A 22,502-nucleotide genomic window follows, 5' to 3' on the forward strand; every position below is an offset into this window, starting at 1 on the left:
TCAGGACACCCTGACCAGCGGCGCGACGCGCGGCGCCCCGAATTCGGCGATGACCGTCTCGCCGGCGATCGCCGTCTGGCCGATCGCCACGCGCGCCACCGCGCCCTCCGGCAGGAATACGTCGACCCTGGAGCCGAAGCGAATCAGGCCGATGCGTTCACCGACGGCGGTGTCGGTGCCCTCCTCGGCCCAGCAAACGATACGGCGCGCGATCAGGCCGGCGATCTGCACGGTGGCCACGCTGCCGTGGGGGCTTTCGATGACGAGCCCGTTGCGCTCGTTTTCCTGGCTCGCCTTGTCGAGCTCGGCATTCAGGAACTTGCCGGCCCGGTGCTCGATGCGCGACAGCCGCCCGCGTACCGGCGCCCGGTTCACGTGGCAGGAAAAGACGTTCATGAATACGGAGATGCGCAGCATCTCGCCGGCGCCCAGGCCAAGCTCGCGCGGCGGAACGGCCGGCCCGACGGCCGAAACGATACCGTCGGCCGGGCTGATGGCCAGACGGTCGTCGACCGGGGTGACGCGCTCGGGATCGCGGAAGAAATAGGCGCACCAGGCCGTCAGAATGGCGCCTATCCAGAACAGGCTGGTGGAAAACACGCCGAGAACGATCGCCGCGCCAGCGAAGGCGCCGATGAACGGCCAGCCCTCGCGATGCACGGGCACGAATGCGTTGCGGATCGATTGCTGCAGGCTCATCGCCGTCGACTGGCTCCGGTTTCGTCAGAGCCGGAGGCTTAACCGAAACACCCGTCGCCCGCAACGCGGCGCGTGAGACGCGTCAATCGCGGACGGGATCGATTTCCGGCGTGCGGCGGCGCACCACGACACCCATCTCGTCGGTCTCGCGGGCGCGGCGCAAACGCTCCTCGGCCTCCGTCGCTTCGCGCTGGCGGTCCCACATCGCCGCGTAGAGCCCGCCGGCATCAAGCAGGGCGCGGTGGGTGCCGCGCTCGGCGATCAGGCCGTCCTTGAGGACGATAATCTCGTCGGCGCCGATCACTGTCGACAGGCGATGGGCGATCACCAATGTGGTGCGACCCTGGCTGACCAGATCGAGCGCCGCCTGGATTTCCTGCTCGGTATGGGTGTCGAGCGCCGACGTCGCTTCGTCGAGGATCAGGATCGGCGGTGCCTTCAAAATCGTGCGGGCAATGGCGACGCGCTGTTTTTCGCCGCCGGACAGTTTTAGGCCGCGCTCGCCGACCATGGCCTTGTAGCCACCCGGCAATTGCTCGATGAAACCGGAAATCTGCGCCAGTTCGGCCGCCTTGCGCACTTCCTCGTCGGTGGCATCGATGCGGCCGTAGCGGATATTATAGGCGATGGTGTCGTTGAACAGCACCGTGTCCTGCGGCACCATGCCGATCGCGGCCCTGAGGCTCTTTTGGGTAACGTCGCGCACATCCTGGCCATCGACGGTGATGCGGCCCTCCTGGATGTCGTAGAAGCGGAACAGGAGCCGCGAGATAGTCGACTTTCCCGCACCCGACGGGCCGACGATGGCCACCGTCTTGCCCGGCGGCACCTCGAAACTGATGCCCTTGAGGATCGGCCGGCTTGCGTCGTAGGAAAACCGCACGTCCTCGAAGCGGATCGCGCCCTGCCCTGCAGCGAGGTCGTGCGCGCCGGGCCGGTCACTGATTTCCTGCGGCACGTCGAGCAAGTCGAACATCTGCTCGATGTCGGTCAGCCCCTGGCGGATCTCGCGATAGATGAAACCGATGAAATTGAGCGGCACGGAAAGCTGCATCAGCATGGCGTTGACGAACACGAAATCGCCGATCGTGTGCGTGCCGGCGATCACTTCGCGCGCCGACATCACCATGATGACGGTCATGCCGACGCCGAAGATGGCACCTTGGCCGAAATTCAGCCAGCCGAGCGAGGTCCAGGTCTTGGTGGCCGCACTTTCGTAGCGCGCCATCGAGCGATCGAAACGGCGCGCCTCCATGGCCTCGTTGTTGAAATATTTGACAGTCTCGAAATTCAGCAGCGAATCGACCGCCTTGGTGTTGGCGTCGGTGTCGGAGTCGTTCATCTCCTTGCGGATGGCGATCCGCCAGTCGCTGGCGCGCACCGTGAACCAGGTATAGGCCCACACGGTGGCGGCGATGACGGCGACATAGGCAAGGCCGTAGACGAAGGCAAACACCACCGCCACCAGGGCGAATTCCAGGATCGTCGGCACCGTGTTCAGGATGGTGAAGCGCACGATCGTCTCGATGCCCTTGACGCCACGCTCGATAACCCGCGACAGGCCGCCGGTGCGGCGCTCCAGATGAAAACGCAGCGACAAGGCGTGCAGATGCACGAAGGTCTTGTAGGCGAGCTGGCGCACGGCATGCTGACCGACCCTGGCAAACAGGGCATCGCGGAGCTGGTTGAAGCCCCATTGCACCAGCCGCACGACATTGTAGGCGACGACCAGCATCACCGGCGCGAGCAGAAACGCCGGCAGATAAGAAGGCTCGCCCCCGTCGCCGGCGAGCGCGTCGGTGGCCCATTTGAAGAAGAACGGCACCATCAGCAGCACGAGCTTGGCCGCGACCAGGAAAAAGCTCGCCCACACCACACGCATTTTCAGGTCGGCGCGGTCGGCCGGCCACATGTAGGGCCACAGATTGCGCAGGGTCTTCAGCGTGGCGCCGGAATCGGCGGAAACGGTTTTGTCGGCCAATCAAGGCTCCCTGGATGGAATTGCGACCGCGCCGGGTTCAGGCACAGCACGAGGACAGAAAGGTCGACATCCGCCCCTCGAGGCGCGCCAGCGCGTCCCGATCGACCATGTAGCGCGAGCGGCGGTTTTCCGGGACGTACCGCACCAGACCGGCATCGACCAGCACTTTGAGATGCTGCGAGACGGTCGACTGCGCCAGATCGAACGCATCGACGATCTCGCGGCAACAGCAGGCTTCCCGACAGGCCAGATGACACAGAATGCGCAGCCGCGCCGGGTGCGCCAGCGCCGCGAAGCCGGCGGCGAGTTCAGGCAGATCGCGCTGCACGCGGGCCGGGGCGCCGGGAATGTCGAGATTATTCATCGTATATCGACGATAAACGATGAATTCATCCGGCGCAAGGTTCTGACCGACCGCGTCGCTATTCGACGGCGGTCGTCGCTCCGCCGCTAGCCTCGATCGTGGTCATCTGGTCCTCGAGCGCCTGCATGTCGGCTTCTTCACCGTCATCCGACGTATCCGGAACGCGGAACACCTGCCCCGGCCAGATACGGTCGGGATCTTCGATCTGGTCCTCATTGGCGAGATAGATCGTGGAATAACGCACGCCGCGACCATAGACCCGCCGCGATATCCGCCAAAGCGTGTCGCCGCGGCGGATAATCACCGCACTCTGTACCGATTGCAGCTTCGGCGCCAGCACCTCCTCGACCGCGGGCGCTGCCGGTTCGGTGTGCGCCGCAACGACTGCCTCGCCGGCGTCGCCGTCCTGGTCCGCCGCGGTTTCGCCGTTGGCTGCGGGCGCCACGGTTTCGGCCGTCGCCTGCGGCCGCTGCGCCGGCGCATCGGCAGGCTCGTCGACGACGGGCGCCTCTTCGGCACGTGCCGTCTCGGCGGGGTTCTCGGCCTCGGACGGCAAAGGCGCCACGGCGGCCACGGCCTCGCCCGGTTCGCGCTGGAACGGCACGGCGGCGCGGGCCACGACCTTGCGGCCCCCATCATCGAGCAGATCGGCGCGCACGATATAGTCGCCGACCGGCAGATCGCGCTCGGTCTCGATCAGGAAACGGCCGGAGGCCGACACTTCCGTCTCGCCGAGCAGGATGGCGTTGGCATAGACCCTGACGATCAGACCGGGCGCGCCCGTGCCGGCCACGAAGACCTGACGCCCCTCGATCTCGACGGCCTCGACCCGCACCTGCGGCGCAGCCTTGTCGGCGGGTTTATCGGCGGGCGCGGGCTTCTCATCGGCTGGCAGTGCCACCGCCGCCTCGGCGGGGTCCGCGGCTTCGGCGGGGTCCGCGGCTTCAACGTCCTCGGCCATCTCGGACGCGCGATCGGCTGCCGCCACCGCGACCGGCTCCTCCGCCGCGGCATCAGGCCTGTCGGCGGTGGCCGGCGGATCGGCGGGCTCGGTACCATCGTTTTCGGCCGGCGTCTCGTCCGCCTGCGTCGCCGCACGCTCATTTTGGGCATCCGCGTCGGCCGGCGCGTCGGTCCGCACCTCCGGCGCCGGCTGCTCGGACGCGATTTCCTCCTCCGCCCGCGTCGGGTCCTGAACAGGGGGTTCGGGCGCGACGAGATCGGTCGCCTCCTCCCCTTCCGTTGCGTCCTCGGTCGCCGTACCCTCGGGCACGGTGATCAGCTTGCTCGGCTTGCCCGGCTCCTCCACCAGCGCCAGAACCTGCCCTGATTCGGTCTCCGGAATCGCGACCACCGCGGTTTCGACGGAGGTGGCGACGACATTGTCGGGCGTCGTGGAGCGCAGCACGATCTGGTAGTTCCCCGGCTCGAGCGGATCGTCGAGGATGACGGCGAAGTTGCCCTCCAGGCTCGCGGTCGCCTTGGCGATCACCCGCGATCCGGCGATGATCTCGACCGAAGCTTCCGGCGCGGCCTTGCCGGCAAAAACGACGGACCCGTCCGGCTCGACACGAACCAGATCGAAACTCGGCGGCAAAATATCTTTGTTTTCAGGAGCTTGCGCCTCGCCCTCAACGTCCGGACCGGCCGAGGGCGCATCCTTGGCGGGCCCATTCCGGTTTGCGGTGCGATCGGCCTTTGCAGCCGCGCCATCATCCGGCAGGGCCGCGACCATAGCCGGCGGCTCCTTCAAGAAACCGTCGAACGCGCCGCTAATATAGGCGGTCGACACGGCAGCGGCGGAGACACCGGTCAGAAACAGAAGCGCCTTGAGCGGCGAAATCACCATCGTGAGTGCGGTCCTTTGCCGATTAGGGACGATTTATCCTGTTTTCCGCGGTGCGACAAGAAAAACGGCATGCGGCACTTGACCCGCGAAGCCCGGGGGATCACCAATCGCGACCATGAAAAGCATTCATTCGATCTGCGTTTATTGTGGTTCATCTGCAGGCAGCTCCGCCCGCTATGTCGAGGCCGGGGCGGCGCTCGGCGGAGCGATCGGCGCGGCCGGCCTGCGCCTCGTCTATGGCGGCGGCGCCAAGGGCGTGATGGGCGCGGTCGCGTCCGGCGCGATGGGCGCCGGCGGCAAGGTGACCGGCATCATCCCGCGCTTTCTGATGAACAAGGAGGCCACCGAAGACGCCCTTGCCCAGCTCGACGAACTCGTCACCACCGAGGACATGCACCAGCGCAAACATATCATGTTCGAAAAATCCGACGCTTTCGTGGCACTGCCCGGCGGCATCGGCACGCTGGAGGAAATCGTCGAGATCATGACCTGGGCCCAGCTCGGGCGCCATTCCAAACCGATCGTGTTTGCCAATCTGGACGGCTTCTGGGATCCGATGCTGGCGCTGCTCGACCATATGCGCGCCGAAGGTTTCGTCCATACGGGCGACCGCGTGCGGCCGCTGGTCATCGACCGGGTCGACGACATCGTCCCGACACTGGTCGCCGAAACGTCGGCAGGCCAGGACGCGCGCGGCGACCGCCAGGTGATCAACCGACTCTAGCGTTTCAGCCCCGTCCGGGAAGGCTTGTAGCCGGAGGCGGCGTGAAGCCGGGCGCGTTCCCTATGCCGGCGTGCCGCGATCGCGGTACATCGACCAGCTGTAGAGCGCCAGCGCGATCCAGATCAGGCCGAAGGCCAGCAGACGGGTTTCGCCGAAGGGTTCGCCAAACACGAACACGGCGAGCAGGAAGATCATGCTCGGAGCGATATATTGCATGATGCCGATGGTCGACAGCCGCAACAGTTTGGCACCGAAACCGTACAGCATCAGCGGCCCGGCCGTGACCACCCCGCAGCCGACGAGCAACAGCATGTCGGCCGGCGCCGTCAGCACGAAATGCCCCTCGCCGCGCATGGCCAGCCAGGCGATATAGGCGAGCGCGGGCAGACACAGCACCATCACTTCGAGGAAAAAACCCTGGCTCGGCCCGATGGGCAGCGTCTTGCGGAAAAAGCCGTAGACGGCGAAGGAGAAGGCTAACACCAGCGATACCCACGGCAGGCCGCCAGCTCTGACCGTCAACAACGCGACGGCGGCCGCGGCGAGCGCGATGGCGACCATCTGCAGGCGCGACAGCCGCTCCTTCAAGAACACCGCTCCCATCAGCACGCTGACCAGCGGATTGATGTAGTAGCCGAGCGAGGCCTCGACCGTGCGTTCGGCCGCGATCGCCCAGACATAGACGCCCCAATTGACCGAGATCAGGGCGGCGGTGAGCGTGGCCATTGCGAGCGTGCGCGGCGAGCGCAGGGCGGCCTTCACATCGGCGGTTCGGCCGAGCAGGATCAGCACCATGCCGGCGAGCGGCACCGACCAGAGGACACGGTGGGCGAGCACCTCGACAGCCGGAACATGGCCCACCAGCTTGAGGTAGAGCGGCAGAAGCCCCCACAGGAAATAGGCGCTGAAGGCAAAGGCAAAACCGCGCGCGGCGGCGTTTTCGGCCGGAGCCGTGTCGACTGTCATATTGGTGCTATGCGCCCTGACCCCACGCGCGGTCAACGGCATGTCCGCATGGATCAGCGGTGAAACCGCTTCTGGCCTACTGTGCCGCGGCCAGGGTTTGCGCTTCGCGATTCTTGATCAGCTTGTAGACGATCGAATCCATCAGTGCCTGGAAAGAGGCGTCGATGATGTTGTCGGACACACCCACCGTCCACCAGCGCGCGCCGGCGCCGTCATGCGATTCGATCAGCACGCGGGTCACCGCTTCCGTGCCGCCGTTGAGGATGCGCACCTTGTAGTCGACCAATTCCATGTCGGCGATCTCGTTCTGGAAAATGCCGAGATCCTTGCGCAGCGCGATGTCGAGCGCGTTGACCGGCCCGTGCCCCTCGGCCACCGAGAGCTTGGTTTCGCCATCGACCGTCACGCGCACGATTGCCTCCGACACGGTCTTCAACTGGCCGTTGGCGTCGAAACGGCGTTCGACCATGCAGCGGAAGGAATCGACCGCGAAAAAGTCCGGCACCCGGCCGAGCGTACGCCGCGCCAGAAGCTCGAAACTGGCGTCCGCGCCTTCATAGGCATAGCCCGACGCCTCCCGCTCCTTGACCAGCGCGATCAACGTGTCAAGACGCGGATCGTCCTTTGCGACCGCGATGCCGCGGCGCTTCAGCTCGGCGATGAAATTCGCCTTGCCGCCCTGGTCGGAGATCATGACGCGCCGCGCATTGCCGACGGCCTCCGGCGGCACGTGTTCATAGGTCTGCGGCTCCTTCAACAGCGCCGAGGCATGGATGCCGGCCTTGGTGGCAAAGGCCGACGCGCCGACATAAGGGGCCTGCGGCTCCGGCGCGCGGTTGAGCAATTCGTCGAAGGCGTGGCTGAGACGCGAAATGCCGGAGAGCGCTTCGGTCGACAGGCCGGTCTCGAAGCGGTCGGCGTAGACCGGCTTGAGCATCAGCGTCGGGATCAGCGAGACCAGATTGGCGTTGCCGCAGCGCTCGCCGATACCGTTCAGCGTCCCCTGCACCTGGCGCACGCCGGCCTCGATCGCGGCCAGCGAATTGGCCACCGCCTGCCCGGTATCGTCATGGGCATGAATGCCCAGCCGATCGCCGGGGATGCCGGCGGCGATCACGCTTTCGACGATCCCGCGAATTTCGGCCGGCTGAGTGCCACCATTGGTGTCGCACAACACCACCCAGCGCGCACCGGCCTCGTGGGCCGCCCGGACGCAGGCGAGCGCATAGTCGGGATTGGCCTTGTAACCGTCGAAGAAATGCTCGCAATCAAGCATCGGCTCTTTGCCGGCGGCGACCGCCGCGGCGACCGAGGCACGGATCGAGTCGAGATTTTCCTCGTTGGTGCAGCCAAGCGCGACGCGCACGTGGTAGTCCCAGCTCTTGGCGACGAAACAGACCGCGTCGGAGGCCGAGGCGATCAGCGCCGCCAGCCCCGGATCGTTGGAGGCGGAGACGCCGGCCCGCTTGGTCATGCCGAAGGCGACGAAGGCCGAGCGGACCGTACGCTTTTCGGCAAAAAACGCCGTATCGGTCGGGTTGGCGCCCGGATAGCCGCCTTCGACATAGTCGATGCCGAAATCATCCAGAAGCGCGGCGATGGCGATCTTGTCCTCGACCGAAAAGTCGATGCCGGGCGTCTGCTGGCCGTCCCGGAGCGTGGTGTCGAAGAGATAGATGCGCTGTTTTGTCATATCAGATGTCCGAAACAGGGCCGCGTGGCGCGGCGTCATGGTCTGTCCGCAAAACTGTCGGTGGCGCGGATAAGACGGTCGAGAATGCCGGGTTCGGAGAAGGCATGGCCGGCGCCCTCCACCAGATGGAATTCGGCCCGCGGCCAGGCCTTGTGCAAGGCCCAGGCGTTTTTGGCCGGACAGGGCATGTCGTAGCGGCCGTGGACGATGACGCCGGGAATGTCGGCGAGCCGGCCGGCGTCGCGCAGCAACTGTCCCTCGTCGAGCCAGCCGCCATGAACGAAATAGTGGTTCTCGATACGGGCGAAAGCGAGCGCGAAATCGTCCTCGCCGAACTTGCCGCTGGTGGCGGGTTCGGGCAGGAGCGTGATCGTCTCGCCTTCCCACAGGCTCCAGGCCTTGGCCGCCTCGATCCGCGCGGCCCGGTCGGCGCCGGTCAGGCGCCTGCGATAGGCGCCCATCATGTCGGCCCGCTCGGCCTGCGGGATCGGGGCGACGAACCGCTCCCACTTGTCGGGAAACATTTCCGACACGCCGAACTGATAATACCAGGAAAGCTCGGCCTGGGTCAGCAGGTAGATGCCGCGCAGAACCAGTTCAGAAACACGCCCGGGGTGGGCCTGGGCATAGGCGAGCGCCAGGGTGGAGCCCCAGGAACCGCCAAAGACCTGCCATTTTTCGACCCCAACCATCGCGCGCAACCGTTCGATGTCGGCGACCAGATGCCAGGTGGTGTTGGCCTCGAGCGAGGCGTGCGGGGTCGAGCGACCGCAGCCGCGCTGGTCGAACAACAGCACGTCGTAGCGGGCCGGATCGAACAGGCGCCGATGCGCCGGCGCGATGCCGCCGCCCGGCCCGCCATGCAGGAAGACGGCCGGTTTGGCACCCTTTGTGCCGGCGCGTTCCCAATAGATGCCATGGCCGTCGCCGACATCGAGCCGTCCGGTTTCGAACGGTTCGATCTCGGGATAAAGCATGCGCAACGCGGTCATGACGAACCTTCCGGCGGCCAGGTTTCGGTGTCGCGGTCGGGATGCTGGTGGCTTTCGACCGAAGCCATGAAAGCCTCGGCGGCCGGGCTTTCGCCGGCGACCCGCCACGGCAAGCCGTGAAGCGTTTCGACGAAGGCCAGCTTGTCGGCCGGGTTGAACTGGACAACGGGTGCGGCCAGCGTGGGATCGTCGAGCGCACCGATGGCGATCTCGACGCCGCCATCATATTCATAACTCAGCGGCGTGCCGCATTTTTGGCAGAAGCCGCGCCGGACCAGATTGGAACTTGCGAACCGCGCCGGGGCGGCACGTGTCCATTCGAGCCCCAGCGCCGTCACCAGCGGCCCGTAAAAGCCGCCGAACGCCTTCTGGCACATGCGGCAATGACACAAGGAAGCGCGACCGAGACCGCCGGCGCGAAACCGCACCGCGCCACACTGGCAACCGCCGGTAATGGGATCGCTCATCGCTCGTCCTCCGGCGGCCAGGTTTCGGTGTCGTGGTCGGGATGCTGGAAGGAGGCGATTTCGTGCAGGAACGTGCCGGCTGCTTCATCCTCCAGCGTCGTGCGGCCGGGCAGGTCGCGCAGGGCGTCCACGTAAGGCAGCTTGGCCTCCACGCCCCACTGGACGACGGGCGCGATCTCTTCGGGCTGGTCGAAGGCGGCGATGGCGAGCGCCACGCCATCCGGCGCCTCGTAGGTGAGCGGCGTGCCGCATTTTTCGCAAAAGCCGCGCCGCACGTGATTGGACGAACGAAACCGATTCGGTTCGGCACGGGTCCATTCGAGCCGGGCGGCGCGCACGGACACCAGCGGCAGGAAAAAATTGCCGCTCGCCTTCTGGCACATGCGACAATGGCACACCGACGCCTCGCCGAGCGCGCCCTCGACACGAAAGCGCACCGCGCCGCACTGGCAGCCGCCGGCATAGACCGGCTTGTTGTCGAGGCTCATCGCGTGCCTCCTCCACGCCTCAACGCCGCCCTCACCGCTTCACCTCCCAGGTGGTAACGCGCTCGCCGGTCTCGGGGTCCTTGCCGTCCTTCAACTGAATGCCTTGAGCCGCCAGTTCCTCGCGGATGCGGTCGGCCTCGGCCCAGTTTTTGTCGCGGATGAAGGCGAGGCGGCGTTCGACAGCCGCTTTCAGCTCCCCCAGTTCCAGTCGCATCTCATATGCGGGCCATCGTGCGCCTACCAGACTCTCAAACCCGAGGAGAATCAGAGAAGCAGCAAGCGAATTTGGACCTCCACCAGTTAGGCCCTGCCCCATACTGATGTTGCTGTGCATGTCAGAGATTACGGCCGGCATATTCAGATCGTCGGATAGCAACCGAACAATCCCTTCGACATAATTTGATAGCAGCGGCTCTGTTTGATCGTAACTACGATGAAGTTGGGCTCGGTCCACTCCTTCTGTCCAAGTATTCCACTTCATCAGGACCACTTCCGCTTCCTCCAGTTTACGCACGGAAAAGTCGATCGGCTCGCGGTAATGGGTCATCAGCATGGCGAGCCGCAAGACCGCGCCGGGCCATTTGCGGCCGCCGAATTTTTCGGTGTGCAGCAGATCGTGGATGGTGACGAAATTGCCCTCCGACTTCGACATCTTGCGGCCCTCGACCTGCAGGAAGCCGTTATGCATCCAGTAGCGCGCCATCGCCTGGGTGCCGTGGGCACAGCGCGACTGGGCGATTTCGTTCTCGTGATGCGGGAAGATCAGGTCAAGCCCGCCACCGTGAATGTCGAAGACCTCGCCGAGATAGGCCGCCGACATCGCCGAGCACTCGATGTGCCAGCCGGGCCGGCCGCGAATGGTCGTGCGCGCGCCGTCGATGACGAAGGTCGCGTCCCAGCCGGGCTCGTCGCTGGACGACTGTTTCCACAACACGAAATCGGCCGGGGTCTTCTTATGGGCCTCGACCGCCACGCGCGCGCCGGCCTGCTGGTCCTCCAGCCTGCGCCGCGAGAGGCGGCCATAATCGGGCATGGAGGCGGTATCGAACAGGATTTCGCCTTTCGCCGCATAGGCATGGCCGCGTTCGATGAGCGTTTGAATCAAGCCGACCATGTCGGTCTTGCCGTCGTCGCGCGGCAGTACGAATTCGGTCGCGCGGGGTTCGAAATCAGGCTCGAGGCAGCCGAGCGCCTTGACGTCCTCGTGAAACTGGTCGGCCGTCTTTTGCGTCACCTTGCCGATCGCCTGATTGAGGCTCAGCCGGCCGGCGCCGATCTCCGCGCCGAAATCGCGCAACGCGCGCGCGTTGATCTTGTCGTCGACGTCGGTGATGTTGCGCACATAGGTGACGTGGTCGGCGCCGTAGAGATGGCGCAGCAGCCGGTAAAGCACGTCGAAGACGATGACGGGGCGGGCATTGCCGATATGGGCGAAATCGTAGACCGTCGGCCCGCAGACATAAAGGCGCACATTGTCCGGATCGAGGGGGATGAAATCCTCCTTCTCCCGGCTCAGCGTGTTGTAGAGGCGTAGTCCGCGAAAGGCCTCAGACATGCGTTTTTCCTTCACCACCGGCCGCCGGAACCGGCCGGCCGCTACCCGAAATCCGTCGCCCGCCGACTGGCCGGGGCGTTTTTCTCAACCGTGAAGAGGAACGAAAACGACCGGGCCAGCGGGGCGCTAGCCACAAATGCAGATGCCGATAATGGCGCCAAGCGTTTTCATGGCCGGCTTTATCGCCCCCGCGACGCCCACCGTCAAGACGAATTGGCGCGCCGCCGACGCCGGACATGTTGTCGGAACGCAACAGTGGGCCCGCAAGAAACCCTCCGTTAAGCGGAATCACCGCACCCTGGGAAACAGAGCGGCAACTGCCACGTTTCGGTCGCAATCGAGACCCAAGTGGCGGCCGTTCAGCGGTTGCCGCGAACGAGAACGAGACAGGTTCAAAAACGCCATGCCACGCACCACGATCGAAGCCGAACGCGAACGCCAGCGCGCCGAGGATCAAGCACTCACCAGCAAGTATCGCGCCATCGGCCCGGCGGCCGTTCTGGCGGCCCTGATCTGCCTGAAGGCGAAAGAGAACAACGGCGTTTCGGCCACCGGCCGGACGGCTTAGCCACGCGCCACCGCGCCTTGCGCGGACGCCGTCAAAACAGGTCGAGTTGGGCTCCCGCGGCCTGAGCGGGCGAAGCGGGCGCCTCGCCAAGGCCGGTTGCGGGCGCAAGCGCGACCGGTTCCAGGATATCCGCGCCGGCATTGGCAACCTTGTTGACCTTGTCGGAAATCGGGATCGCCTCGAAGAAGCCGGGCTCGACCGGGCTCAGAAGATCGGCGACATCGGCCGGACGGTAAGAGCGGCAGTCGAGCCAGCGCGAAAAATGCTCAGGGCGGATCACCACCGGCATACGGTGGTGGATATCGGCGATCTTAGCGTTCGCGGCCGTGGTCAGGATCGCCGCCGTGTCGAGTTCCGATCCGCCGGGATCGAGATAGGTTTCCATCAGCCCGCCAAAGCCGACCAGCCCGCCCTCGCGCGGCCGCACGAAATAAGGCTGCGCCTTTGCCTTGTCCCGGCGCTTCCATTCGAAAAAGCCGGAGGCCGGGATCAACGCCCGGCGATGGCGCATGGCGGCCTTAAAGGTGTTTTTTTCCGCCGCGGTCTCCGAGCGCGCATTGATGAGCAGCGGCAGGTCCGTCTGGTTCTTGGCCCACGCAGGAATGAACCCCCAGCGCACAAGCAGCGCCTGCCTGTCGGGCAGGTTCGAACCCGGCTGGCGCGGCGGGCCGGCGAGCGCGGCCAGGACCGGCTGGGTCGGGGCGATGTTGTAGCGCGGCGGGAAATCCTCGCCGCCGGCCACGCCCAAAAACGTCTCGACCTCGTCGAGCGTCGCCGTCAATGCAAACCGTCCACACATGGCGACAGGGTCGCCGCCGGCGGTGCCCGCGTCAAGCCGGCGCCGGCACAGATTGCGCGGCGGCGCGCGGACGGCTACCTGTTGCGGCCATGAGACATGTTGAAGCGCCCATACTGGCCGTGTCGGTCGCGCTCAGGCGCGGCGACCGGCTGTTGCTGGTGCGGCGCGCACGCGCGCCGTCGAAGGGCGTCTATGCCTTTCCCGGCGGCCGGGTGGAGGCCGGCGAGACGCTCGAGGAAGCCGCGCGGCGCGAACTGAGGGAAGAAACCGGGCTTTCGGCGGGTGCGCTCGTCGTGCACCAGGTCGTCGACCTGCCGGCGGCCAGCGACCACCCATCGACATTCCGACTGACGGTGTTTGCGGCCGATTATGCCGGCGGCGAGGCGGTCGCGGCCGACGATGCCGAAACGGTCGGCTGGTATTCGCTCTACGAGGCGCGCGCGCTTGCCATGCCGCCGTCGATGCGCAGCGCCGTCGACGCCATGCTGGCGGGAACCGGCGTGGCGGCCGGTCTTGCTGGTGACAAAATCAGCGGCCAGGATCGATGACCATGCGCGTGACAACCGCCCTTCTCTACGCCGTTCTGGCGCTTTCGACACTGACGGCCATACCGGCGCGCGCCGTCGACGCGCCGTATGAAGAGCGGCTGTTGCGGCTCGCCGAGGTGCTGGGTTCGCTGCATTATCTGCGCAATCTGTGCGGAGAGACGGGCAATTTGTGGCGCGAGCAGATGGAGGCGCTGCTGGCGAGCGAAAATCCATCCGCGGACAAGCGGGCCCGCTTCGTCGCGCGCTTCAATCGCGGCTACCGTTCCTTCGCCGAGACGCATGTGACCTGCACCGAATCGACCATGGCGGCGATCGAGCGCTACATGAAGGAGGGCGAGGCGTTGTCGCGCGATACCGCGGCAATGTTCGGCAATTAAGGCTCCGTTAACTTTTTCCGCAAGCGCGGCGTGCAAGCCGTTCCGCATATGCTAAAAGATTAACGGGACATTAAGGGACGACGGCCGGCGGAGCCGATTCGGCGCACCGCTGAAAGGGTGGAATGCTACATGGAACACGGCAGCGGCGAGATTGACGCGCTGATTCGCGAAGAAAAGCGCCTGACCGCGATCGAAAGTCAGACGGAAGCCTGGGCCGAGGGCCTTTCGGCCGGAATCGAGCCGGAGATCATCGCCGAGGCGGCGCTGACCACGGCATTTGAGGAATTGCTGCGATCCTGTAACGAGGATGTCGCGCTCGGACTGATCGAAAAGATTCGCGAAAAAGTGGTCAGCGGCGAATTCGAACATTCCCGCTCCTGCCACTGACGCCTCGTCCGGGACAAGGACCAAGCCAGGCGATCCAGACCGCATGCTGAGCGCATCGACAGGACGATCATGGGCCGGACCGAAAAGGCGATGGGCGCTGGCGCTGCTTCTGGCGGCCGCGGGCATGAGCCTTGCGACATCAAAAGCCGAGGCCGGCGCGACCGCAGTCACGGTCGGCGCAAAGGTGGCGCTCAGCGAACTCAAACGCAATGAGATGCCGGACCCGGCGCCCGAGGATGCGGGCGATGAGGCCGGGCCCGCCGACCAGCCGGTCGAAACCGTTCCCCTGCCCGACCCGATCGAGCGCTTTCCATTGCCCGACACGCCCGCGGACACGGTGGAGACACCGCAACCGGAGGTTCCGGGCGAGGATGACGGCACCGAGGCTGCCGCTGACGACCAGGCGCTTCCGGAGATCCTCTACGATCTCGACCGGCTGCCCGAACCGGTACGGCGCATGCACGGGCTGATCATGTCGGCCTGCCGCAGCGGCGACCTGGAGGCGTTGAGGCCGCTGATCGGTCCGGGCCCGAAGGGCACCCAGCTTTCCTTCGGCGCCGTCGAGGGCGATCCGATCGATTTTTTGCGCCAGGCGTCGGGCGATGCCGACGGCCAGGAAATCCTCGCCATCCTGCTCGAAGTTCTGGATGCCGGCTACGTCCATCTCGATGCCGGCACGCCGAACGAGATCTATGTCTGGCCCTACTTCTTCTCGATGCCGCTCGACGCGCTGACGCCACCGCAGCGGGTGGAACTGTTCGAGCTCGTCACCGCCGGCGACTACGAGGACATGAAGAATTTCGGTGGCTATAATTTCTATCGCGTCGGCATCACCCCGGAGGGCCGCTGGGTGTTTTTCGTGGCCGGCGACTGAGCCCTTGCGCCTTGCAAGCGGTGCCGGCGCACCCATATGACAAGGCAAGAGGGAGAACCGTGATGAGCGCGCGAGACCAACTCGCTCCGCCTTTCGAACATAGCTTTCAACGCGGCCGCTCGCGCGCAGGCATGCTTCGCCGCGTCGCCGTCTTCCAGATAAAACTCTTCGCCGACGGGCTGCGCGACGTGGTGATGAGCCCGCTTTCCATCCTGGCCGCGATCGCCGGTGCCTTTTCCAGGCGCGACCCGGACGTCTATTTCGATCGGCTGATGCATTTCGGCCGCGGCACAGACCGCTGGATCAACCTGTTCGAGCTGCACGATCCGGCGTTGCGCGACACCACGACGCTCGACACGATCGCCGACGACCTGGAACAGGCCGTGCGCCGCGACTATGCCGGCGGCGGGCTCAGCGCCCAGGGTGCGGAACGCCTGCGCAATCTGGCAGCACAATTGCGCCGACGCGGCAACGCCAAAACCGACGGCTAGCGGGGCGTGCCCCGGCGGGCCGGGCCGCTGCTCTCCCCTTGCCCCTCCGGCCGGCCCGGCCTACCTAGGCGGGGTATTCAATCACAGGCCGATTTTGTTGATGCCGATTATCCGTCTTGACGACCGCGCCCTGATTACGGTGGCCGGTGCCGACGCCGAAACCCTGCTCCAGAACGTGGTCACGCCCGATCTGACCTCGCTGGGTCAGGGCGCGGCAAAACCCGGTGCGCTGTTGACCCCGCAGGGTAAAATCCTGTTCGACTTCCTGATCGCCCGCGATGGCGAACAAGGGTTCGTGCTGGAGTGCCGCGCCGACATCGCGGACGATTTCCTGCGCCGTCTGATGCTTTACAAGCTTCGCGCCAAGGTGGAGATAACCAAACAGGATCAATGCCCTGTGCTTGTTTCCTGGCAAAATGATTCGGACGGCTCACGTCTTGAGTCACCTGGTTTAGAAACCGATTCAGGCGCGCTCGACGACAGCCGCTTCCCCGCAGAACTTGTGGTACGGCGCTATCACCACGCCGCGCCCGACGCGCCGGCTGACACCGGGCAAGAGGCCTGGACGCGGCTGCGGATCGAGCATGGCGTGGCCGAAAACGGCGCCGACTACACGCTCGGCGACGCCTTTCCGCATGACGTCCTGTTCGACCAGAACGGCGGGGTCGGGCTGCGCAAAGGCTGTTTCGTCGGCCAGGAAGTGGTCAGCCGCATGCAACATCGCGGCACCGCGCGGCGGCGCCTGTTGATCGCACGTGCGCGGTCGCCGCTGCCTGCGCCCGGCACGCCGGTGACCGCCGATGGACGCGCGATCGGCACGCTCGGCTCGGTGGCCGGCGAAAACGGCCTGGCGATTGTACGCATCGACCGGGCCAAGGCGGCGATCGACGCCGGCACGGCGATCAGCGCCAGCGACGTCGCGGTGACGCTAGAAATCCCGCCCGGCATGGATTTTTCCTTTCCCGAACCGAAGTCCGATGGAGCCGCGCAGTGACCGCCAGCGCGCCGGGACGCGCCTGGCAACGTATGCTGTCGGGACGCCGGCTCGACCTGCTCGACCCCTCGCCGCTCGACATCGAGATTGTCGACATCGCCCACGGGCTGGCGCGCGTGGCGCGCTGGAACGGGCAGACCCACGGCGACCACGCCTTTTCGGTGGCGCAGCACTCGCTGCTGGTGGAAGCGATCCTCGCCCAGACCCCTGGCCGGCAGGGGCGCAGCCCGCGCCTGGCCGCCCTGCTGCATGACGGCGCCGAATATGTGATCGGCGACATGATCTCGCCGTTCAAGGCCGTCGTGGGCGGCGGCTACAAGGAGGTGGAGAACCGCATCCAGGCGGCTATTCATCTGCGCTACGGCCTGCCGGCGAAACTGCCCGAGACGCTGAGAAAAGCCATCAAGCGCGCCGACCAGATCGCCGCCTATTTCGAGGCGACGGAACTGGCGGGGTTTTCCGAAAGCGAGGCGGCGAAGTTTTTCGGCCGGCCGCGCGGCTTTACGGCCGCCATGCTCGACCTCGCGCCGAAACCGGCAAGCGAAGCGCAACGCGCGTTCGTGGCGCGTTTCGAGGCGATCGAGGCCGGCTGAAGCCAGCGGCACGCTGCCACGATCCGGAACCTGGCCTATCGCTCCAACCGATCGAGAAACCACTGCGTCAGACGCGTCCAGACTGCGTCCTTCTCGCCGGCGTCCTCGCAGCCATGGTCGAGATTGGGATTGTCGTTGACCTCGATGACGAACACGCCGTCCGGCGTTTCCTTGAGGTCGACACCGTAGAGCCCGTCGCCGATGCAGCGCGCCGCGCGCACGGCGACATCGATCACGCCGGCGGGCGTGTCGCGCAGGGTGAAGGCCTTGAACCCGCCCTGAACGGGTTTGCCCCTGCGGTCGTGATTGACAATCTGCCAGTGTTTTTTCGCCATCAGATACTGGACCGCGAACAGAGGCTTGCCGCCGAGCACGCCAATGCGCCAGTCGAACTCGGTCGGCAGAAATTTCTGCGCGATCAGAAGGTCGGATTCGCGCAGCCAATGGCCGGCAAGCTCCTTGAGCGCACGCTCGTCGGCCGCCTTTTTCACCCCGCGCGAAAAGGCGCCGTCAGGGATCTTCAGCACCAGCGGAAAGCCGAGCCGGCTCGCGGCGGTGTCGAGATCGGCGAGGCTTGCGATCATCACCGTCGGCGGCACCGGTACTTTGTTGAGCTCCATCAGCTCGTTGAGATAGACCTTGTTGGTGCAGCGGATCATCGACAACGGGTCGTCGATGACCGGCATGCCCTCCTGCTGGGCGCGCCGGGCGAAACGGTAGGTGTGGTTGGAGATTGCCGTCGTCTCGCGGATGAACAGCGCATCATAGTTGGCAAGACGAGCCAGATCCTTCTTCGTCACCGGCTCGACCTCGACCCCCATCCTGGCGGCCACCCTCGCCCAGTGGCGCAACGAGGCCACCTGCGAGGGCGGCAGCTCCTCGTTGGGGTCGATCAGCGTGGCGAACGTGTAGCGCGCCACCGTCCGCGATTTCGTCTCGCGCCACTCACGGCCGGTATAAGTGGCCAGGCAGGCGACGAAGCGCGCCTGCTCGTCCGGCTTCATGCGGGCCAGCGGCAGAAAGCCGATCTTGCGGATCGCCGCCCAGCCGGCACGATCCTCGATCGTCACCTCGAGCGCCGGCGCCCGAAACCAATCGAACAGCAGGCGCGCGAAGCGGTCGGTCGCCTTGGTCGGCGCGATCCCGAAGAACACCGTCAGTCGCGCCGGCACCATGCCGCCGAGCTCCTTGCGGCACCGATTCAGCGCCTGTTCGAGTTCCGGCAGCGCGTTTTCGTAGAGCTTGCGCTCCGACAGGTCGATGATCGTCTCGACCGAGGGGATTACGCGATGCCCCCGCGAGGAAGCGAGCAACGAGGCGTAGTAGCCGCGGCTTTGATAGGCATAGCTGTTCGACAGGTTGATGACCTTCGGCCGCTGGCCGCGAAACAGCGCCGGATGGGCGAGGTAATCGCGGTTGGTGATGATCTTGTGCGGCGTGGCGGCCGGGCCGAGGTCGTTGCGCCTGCCCGTGAGAATGACCCAGCTCATCGTTCCTCGTGCCGTTTGAGCATCACCGCGGCGCGCAACCCGTCGCTGCCGAACTGCGCCATGCGCATGAAAATCGCGTAGGGCACGGGGATGCCGGCCGCGTCGGTCATGGTTTCGCCGCGCTCGTCCTCGACCCAGGGATCGTGGATCGTGACATGCGTGCCATCGTCGGCGATGACAAGCACCCAGTGCGGCACCTTCTGGCCGAACATCAGATACCCGCTCACCAGCACCATCGCGAGACCGCCGCCCGACAGACAGGCGCGGATATCGTCCAGCGAAAAGGCGCGCGTGTGCGTGGGAATGTCGAGGGCCGCGGCGCGCCGGCGGAAATCGGCCTGGGCCACTTCCATCACCGAGCGCTTTTCGTGGCTGCGCACGGATTGCAGGAAAAGCGGACCGACGGCCGACACGAAAATTTCGGCAGACAGGCCGACATCGTGCGCGGCCACCGCCAGGCCGAACGGTTCGCAGCCGCCGGCGCCCGACATCATGAACACCGTCGTCGCCTGGCGCCACAGCCGCAGTTCGGCGGTGTGGTCGGCCTCGTAGCCGGGCAGAAAATGGCCGGCGGCCATCATCAGGCAGCACGGCCCACAGGTGAAGTCCCAGCTCTGCCGGTAATAGGGAACGCCGGTTACCGGCGGATGCGCGCCGCGCAGCGTCTTTTCGAAACGCAGCGCCGCAATGCCGTCATGATAATAGCCGGGTTCGCGGCCGATGCGGCGATAGCCGTTCTGCCTGTAGAGTGCGATCGCCCGGTGATTGTCCTCGCGCACCTCGAGCCGCAGGAGGAGCCTTTCGCGGTCATAGGCCGCGTTTTCCGCCGTCTGGAGCAGCAGCGGCCCAAGCCCGGGCCGATCGGAGGCCCGCGCGATCGAATAGAGCCTGGCAACGCCGCTCCCCTTGCGAAACAGCACCATCGCATAACCGGCGACGCGTCCTGCCACCTCGGCGACAAAGGCGGCCGCGGTCTCGCGTTCGATCAACTGGCGAAAGGAACGGCGCGATATCCGATCGCCCGCAAAAGCGGCCTGCTCGATAGCCACCAGTGCATCGATATCGGCGCCAACGGCCGGGCGAACGCGCGAAGACATGCCTGCGTCTTGATCCATGGGCGACCCGGTGGCTCCGCCCTTGGAGCCGCCTGCACCGGGTCGTCATGCGGCGCAGGCTGAGGACTGCCAACGCGCCCGAATTGCGACGGAAGTGTGGCGAAACCTGTGGACGAGCGGTGCCGCTCGCAAGCGAGAAACCCCGGTATCGCGCGACCTGGCGGCGCGTGCCGCTTTTGTAGCGGGCGGCCTTTCAAGCCGGAACGCGATCCGGTCTAATGCCGGCCAAATCACACAGTCGCGAAGGACACCCATGGACACGATCGGAGAAAACGCAACCGGCCTGATGGCGGCGCTCGGCGCCGGGCTGGAGCAGGCGGGCGCGCTCGCCGTCGAATATTCCTTCTCGGTCCTGGGCGCGGTGATCCTGCTGATCGCCGGCTTCATCGTCGCCGGGGTGGTCGAACGCTCGGCCTATCGCGGGCTGGGCGGGGTGCGCGGCTTCGACGAGACGCTGAAGAAGTTCCTGTCAAAGACGGCACGCTACGGCGTGTTGGTCATCACCGTCGTCGCCGTTCTGGCGCAATTCGGCGTCCAGACCGCCAGCATCCTGGCCGCGCTCGGCGCCGCCGGCCTGGCCATCGGCCTTGCCCTGCAGGGCACCCTGCAGAACATCGCAGCCGGCATCATGCTGCTGGTGCTCAGGCCGTTCCGGGTCGGCGAATATGTCGATGCCGGCAGCGTTTCGGGCTCCATCGTGGAGATCGGGCTGTTCGCGACCGAGCTGAAGACGGTCGACGGGCTGTTCGTGCTGGCCCCCAACAGCGAATTATGGAATTCGCCGGTCACCAACTATACGCGCAACGCGCTGCGCCGGGCGGACGTGACGATCGGCATCGGTTACGGCGACGACATCGACCTGGCCCAGGCGACGCTGGCCGGGCTGATCGACGGCGACAAGCGCGTGCTTTCGGAACCGGCACCGGCCACGTTCGTCAGCGAACTCGGCGACAGCGCGGTGGCGGTGACGGCGCGTTACTGGACCAAGACGCCGGACTGGTTCCAGACCAAGCTCGACGTGACCAAGGCCGCCAAGCTCGCCTTCGACGACAAGGGTATTTCGATTCCCTTCCCGCAGCGCGACGTGCACCTGATCGGTCAGGACAAGGACTGATCCCTAGCGGTGCCGGGCGCGCCACCAAGCGCCCGCGCCTTTCATCAAAAAAATTGATCTACATAACGCGCTCTATTCGCTGGAATGAACCCGGCCGATCGGTAAAATCCATGCGAACAGGAGCTCTCCCCACATGGCCATTCCGTCCAGTCCCGCCGCGAGTCGGTCCGCCCTGCCCTGGCTCATCATCATTTGCGGCGGCCTGATCGCGGCGCTGACCTTCGGCCCGCGCTCGGCGATGGGTTTTTTTCAACTGCCCATGCTGGCCGAAAAGGGCTGGGACCGCACCACGTTCGGCCTGGCAATGGCGATCCAAAACCTGGCCTGGGGGCTGGGCACGCCGCTGTTCGGCGCAATTGCCGACAAATTCGGCACCTGGCGGGTGCTCGCCCTGTCAGGCGCGATGTATGCCGCCGGGCTCTATCTGATGGCGGGCGCCGAGAGCGCGACCATGCTGCATATCGGCGGTGGCCTGCTGGTGGGGCTCGGAGTCGCCTCGGGCTCGTTCGGCATCGTGCTGGCAGCCTTTGCCCGCAATGTGCCGCCGGAGGGCCGCAGCCTCGCCTTCGGCATCGGCACCGCCGCCGGCTCGGCCGGCATGTTCCTGTTCGCCCCGCTGAGCCAGGGGCTGATCGACGCCTACGGCTGGCACGACACGCTGGTCGTCATGAGCGTGATGATGCTGGCCATTCCGCTATTGGCGATTCCTTTGCGCGGCAATTCGTCGAGCGGCAGCAACAGCCAGGCCGAGATCGATCAGACGACCGGCCAGGCCCTGCGCGAGGCTTTCGGCCATCACAGCTATCTGCTTCTGGTGTCCGGCTTCTTCGTCTGCGGTTTCCAGGTCGCCTTCATCACCGCGCATTTTCCCGCCTATATTTCCGATATCGGCATCGAGGCCCGCTACGCGGTGATTGCCCTCGCCCTGATCGGCTTTTTCAACATTATCGGTTCGCTCGCCTCCGGCTTCATCGGCCAACGTTATTCCAAGCCGATCTTCCTGGCCTGGATCTATATCGGCCGTTCGGTGCTGGTGACGGCATTTCTGCTCTTGCCGCAATCGCCGGCGAGCGTCGTCGTGTTCGCCATCGTCATGGGGCTGTTGTGGCTGTCGACGGTGCCACCGACCAACGCGCTGGTCGCCATCATGTTCGGCACCCGCCATCTCGGCATGCTGGGCGGGTTCGTCTTCCTGTCGCACCAGATCGGCTCGTTCCTGGGCGTGTGGCTGGGCGGCTATCTCTACGACCTCTACGGCTCCTATGACGCGGTGTGGTGGCTGGGTGTCGCGCTCGGCCTGTTCGCGGCCATCGTGCACTGGCCGATCAGGGAACAGGCGGTCGAGCGGCCAGGACTGGCCGCGGCCGAATAGAA

Annotated in this window: 23 protein-coding genes and 1 pseudogene; 11 read left to right on the top strand and 13 right to left on the bottom strand. The window is 65.7% G+C overall.

Annotated elements, in window-relative coordinates; all coding sequences use genetic code 11:
- The 4 genes and pseudogenes from C7T96_RS16760 to C7T96_RS16775 all read right to left on the bottom strand — a co-directional run.
- Positions 1 to 702: pseudogene (locus C7T96_RS16760) on the bottom strand (phosphatidylserine decarboxylase); the annotation flags it as partial.
- Positions 703 to 781: 79 nt separating this feature from the next.
- Entirely contained in the window at positions 782 to 2,680 is a 1,899-nt protein-coding gene (locus C7T96_RS16765) for an ABC transporter ATP-binding protein/permease (RefSeq protein ID WP_238719730.1), read from the bottom strand.
- Positions 2,681 to 2,717: 37 nt separating this feature from the next.
- Positions 2,718 to 3,044, bottom strand: a complete 327-nt coding sequence (locus C7T96_RS16770) for a metalloregulator ArsR/SmtB family transcription factor (protein ID WP_106572394.1) — start codon at positions 3,042 to 3,044, stop codon at positions 2,718 to 2,720.
- 58 nt (positions 3,045 to 3,102) lie between these two features.
- Positions 3,103 to 4,893: a LysM peptidoglycan-binding domain-containing protein gene (locus C7T96_RS16775; protein WP_106572395.1), complete on the bottom strand. Its 1,791-nt coding sequence runs from the start codon at positions 4,891 to 4,893 to the stop codon at positions 3,103 to 3,105.
- A 115-nt stretch (positions 4,894 to 5,008) separates the two neighbouring features.
- Here C7T96_RS16775 and C7T96_RS16780 point away from each other — a divergent pair, with 115 nt between their 5' ends.
- Entirely contained in the window at positions 5,009 to 5,617 is a 609-nt protein-coding gene (locus C7T96_RS16780; protein ID WP_106572396.1) for a TIGR00730 family Rossman fold protein, read from the top strand.
- 60 nt (positions 5,618 to 5,677) lie between these two features.
- Here the strand turns inward: C7T96_RS16780 and rarD are convergent, their stop codons facing one another.
- The 6 genes from rarD to cysS all read right to left on the bottom strand — a co-directional run bounded on the left by rarD (position 5,678) and on the right by cysS (position 11,778).
- Positions 5,678 to 6,583 (bottom strand): EamA family transporter RarD, encoded by a 906-nt coding sequence (gene rarD / locus C7T96_RS16785; RefSeq protein ID WP_106572397.1) that lies wholly within the window; start codon positions 6,581 to 6,583, stop codon positions 5,678 to 5,680.
- Between the two features lie 76 nt (positions 6,584 to 6,659).
- Positions 6,660 to 8,276, bottom strand: a complete 1,617-nt coding sequence (cimA, locus tag C7T96_RS16790; RefSeq protein WP_106572398.1) for a citramalate synthase — start codon at positions 8,274 to 8,276, stop codon at positions 6,660 to 6,662.
- Between the two features lie 35 nt (positions 8,277 to 8,311).
- Complete coding sequence (gene pip, locus C7T96_RS16795) at positions 8,312 to 9,268, bottom strand: prolyl aminopeptidase (RefSeq protein ID WP_106572399.1); 957 nt, start codon at positions 9,266 to 9,268, stop codon at positions 8,312 to 8,314.
- Positions 9,265 to 9,735 (bottom strand): GFA family protein, encoded by a 471-nt coding sequence (locus C7T96_RS16800; RefSeq protein ID WP_106572400.1) that lies wholly within the window; start codon positions 9,733 to 9,735, stop codon positions 9,265 to 9,267. Before C7T96_RS16800 ends, pip begins: the two co-directional genes overlap by 4 nt.
- Positions 9,732 to 10,223: a GFA family protein gene (locus C7T96_RS16805; protein ID WP_106572401.1), complete on the bottom strand. Its 492-nt coding sequence runs from the start codon at positions 10,221 to 10,223 to the stop codon at positions 9,732 to 9,734. The genes C7T96_RS16800 and C7T96_RS16805 overlap by 4 nt, the downstream gene beginning before the upstream one ends.
- Positions 10,224 to 10,254: 31 nt before the next feature.
- The gene (gene cysS, locus C7T96_RS16810; RefSeq protein ID WP_106572402.1) at positions 10,255 to 11,778 is read right to left on the bottom strand and encodes a cysteine--tRNA ligase; all 1,524 of its coding nucleotides are present in this window, start codon (positions 11,776 to 11,778) and stop codon (positions 10,255 to 10,257) included.
- 136 nt (positions 11,779 to 11,914) lie between these two features.
- Between cysS and C7T96_RS24390 the strand changes: the two genes are divergently transcribed.
- Complete coding sequence (locus tag C7T96_RS24390; RefSeq protein WP_238719729.1) at positions 11,915 to 12,346, top strand: hypothetical protein; 432 nt, start codon at positions 11,915 to 11,917, stop codon at positions 12,344 to 12,346.
- A 31-nt stretch (positions 12,347 to 12,377) separates the two neighbouring features.
- On the opposite strand, the gene C7T96_RS16820 is transcribed toward C7T96_RS24390, so the two are convergent.
- Positions 12,378 to 13,145, bottom strand: coding sequence for an SOS response-associated peptidase (locus C7T96_RS16820; protein WP_106572404.1), 768 nt, complete (start codon positions 13,143 to 13,145; stop codon positions 12,378 to 12,380).
- A gap of 89 nt (positions 13,146 to 13,234) precedes the next feature.
- Here C7T96_RS16820 and C7T96_RS16825 point away from each other — a divergent pair, with 89 nt between their 5' ends.
- The 7 genes from C7T96_RS16825 (at position 13,235) to C7T96_RS16855 (ending at position 17,409) form a co-directional block, all read left to right on the top strand.
- The gene (locus tag C7T96_RS16825; RefSeq protein WP_106572405.1) at positions 13,235 to 13,693 is read left to right on the top strand and encodes an NUDIX domain-containing protein; all 459 of its coding nucleotides are present in this window, start codon (positions 13,235 to 13,237) and stop codon (positions 13,691 to 13,693) included.
- 2 nt (positions 13,694 to 13,695) lie between these two features.
- Positions 13,696 to 14,070, top strand: coding sequence for a TIGR02301 family protein (locus tag C7T96_RS16830; protein ID WP_106572482.1), 375 nt, complete (start codon positions 13,696 to 13,698; stop codon positions 14,068 to 14,070).
- A 129-nt stretch (positions 14,071 to 14,199) separates the two neighbouring features.
- Complete coding sequence (locus C7T96_RS16835; RefSeq protein WP_106572406.1) at positions 14,200 to 14,457, top strand: hypothetical protein; 258 nt, start codon at positions 14,200 to 14,202, stop codon at positions 14,455 to 14,457.
- Between the two features lie 43 nt (positions 14,458 to 14,500).
- A complete protein-coding gene (locus C7T96_RS16840; RefSeq protein WP_106572407.1) occupies positions 14,501 to 15,331 on the top strand; it encodes a hypothetical protein in 831 nt (276 codons plus the stop codon).
- 62 nt (positions 15,332 to 15,393) lie between these two features.
- Entirely contained in the window at positions 15,394 to 15,822 is a 429-nt protein-coding gene (locus C7T96_RS16845) for a hypothetical protein (protein WP_106572408.1), read from the top strand.
- Between the two features lie 100 nt (positions 15,823 to 15,922).
- Positions 15,923 to 16,816 (top strand): folate-binding protein YgfZ, encoded by an 894-nt coding sequence (locus C7T96_RS16850; RefSeq protein ID WP_106572409.1) that lies wholly within the window; start codon positions 15,923 to 15,925, stop codon positions 16,814 to 16,816.
- Between the two features lie 32 nt (positions 16,817 to 16,848).
- Complete coding sequence (locus tag C7T96_RS16855; protein WP_106572410.1) at positions 16,849 to 17,409, top strand: HD family hydrolase; 561 nt, start codon at positions 16,849 to 16,851, stop codon at positions 17,407 to 17,409.
- 35 nt (positions 17,410 to 17,444) lie between these two features.
- Here the strand turns inward: C7T96_RS16855 and C7T96_RS16860 are convergent, their stop codons facing one another.
- Both C7T96_RS16860 and C7T96_RS16865 read right to left on the bottom strand, forming a co-directional pair.
- Positions 17,445 to 18,899: a RimK family protein gene (locus tag C7T96_RS16860; RefSeq protein ID WP_106572411.1), complete on the bottom strand. Its 1,455-nt coding sequence runs from the start codon at positions 18,897 to 18,899 to the stop codon at positions 17,445 to 17,447.
- Positions 18,896 to 19,996: a GNAT family N-acetyltransferase/peptidase C39 family protein gene (locus tag C7T96_RS16865; RefSeq protein WP_106572483.1), complete on the bottom strand. Its 1,101-nt coding sequence runs from the start codon at positions 19,994 to 19,996 to the stop codon at positions 18,896 to 18,898. The genes C7T96_RS16860 and C7T96_RS16865 overlap by 4 nt, the downstream gene beginning before the upstream one ends.
- A 304-nt stretch (positions 19,997 to 20,300) precedes the next feature.
- Between C7T96_RS16865 and C7T96_RS16870 the strand changes: the two genes are divergently transcribed.
- Both C7T96_RS16870 and C7T96_RS16875 read left to right on the top strand, forming a co-directional pair.
- On the top strand, positions 20,301 to 21,128 hold the full coding sequence (locus C7T96_RS16870; RefSeq protein WP_106572484.1) for a mechanosensitive ion channel domain-containing protein: 828 nt from the start codon (positions 20,301 to 20,303) through the stop codon (positions 21,126 to 21,128).
- A 133-nt stretch (positions 21,129 to 21,261) separates the two neighbouring features.
- Entirely contained in the window at positions 21,262 to 22,500 is a 1,239-nt protein-coding gene (locus C7T96_RS16875; RefSeq protein ID WP_106572412.1) for an MFS transporter, read from the top strand.
- The last annotated feature ends 2 nt before the right edge of the window (positions 22,501 to 22,502 follow it).

The sequence above is a fragment of the Nitratireductor sp. StC3 genome (assembly GCF_003015025.1).
GTDB lineage: Bacteria > Pseudomonadota > Alphaproteobacteria > Rhizobiales > Rhizobiaceae > Mangrovimarina > Mangrovimarina alexandrii.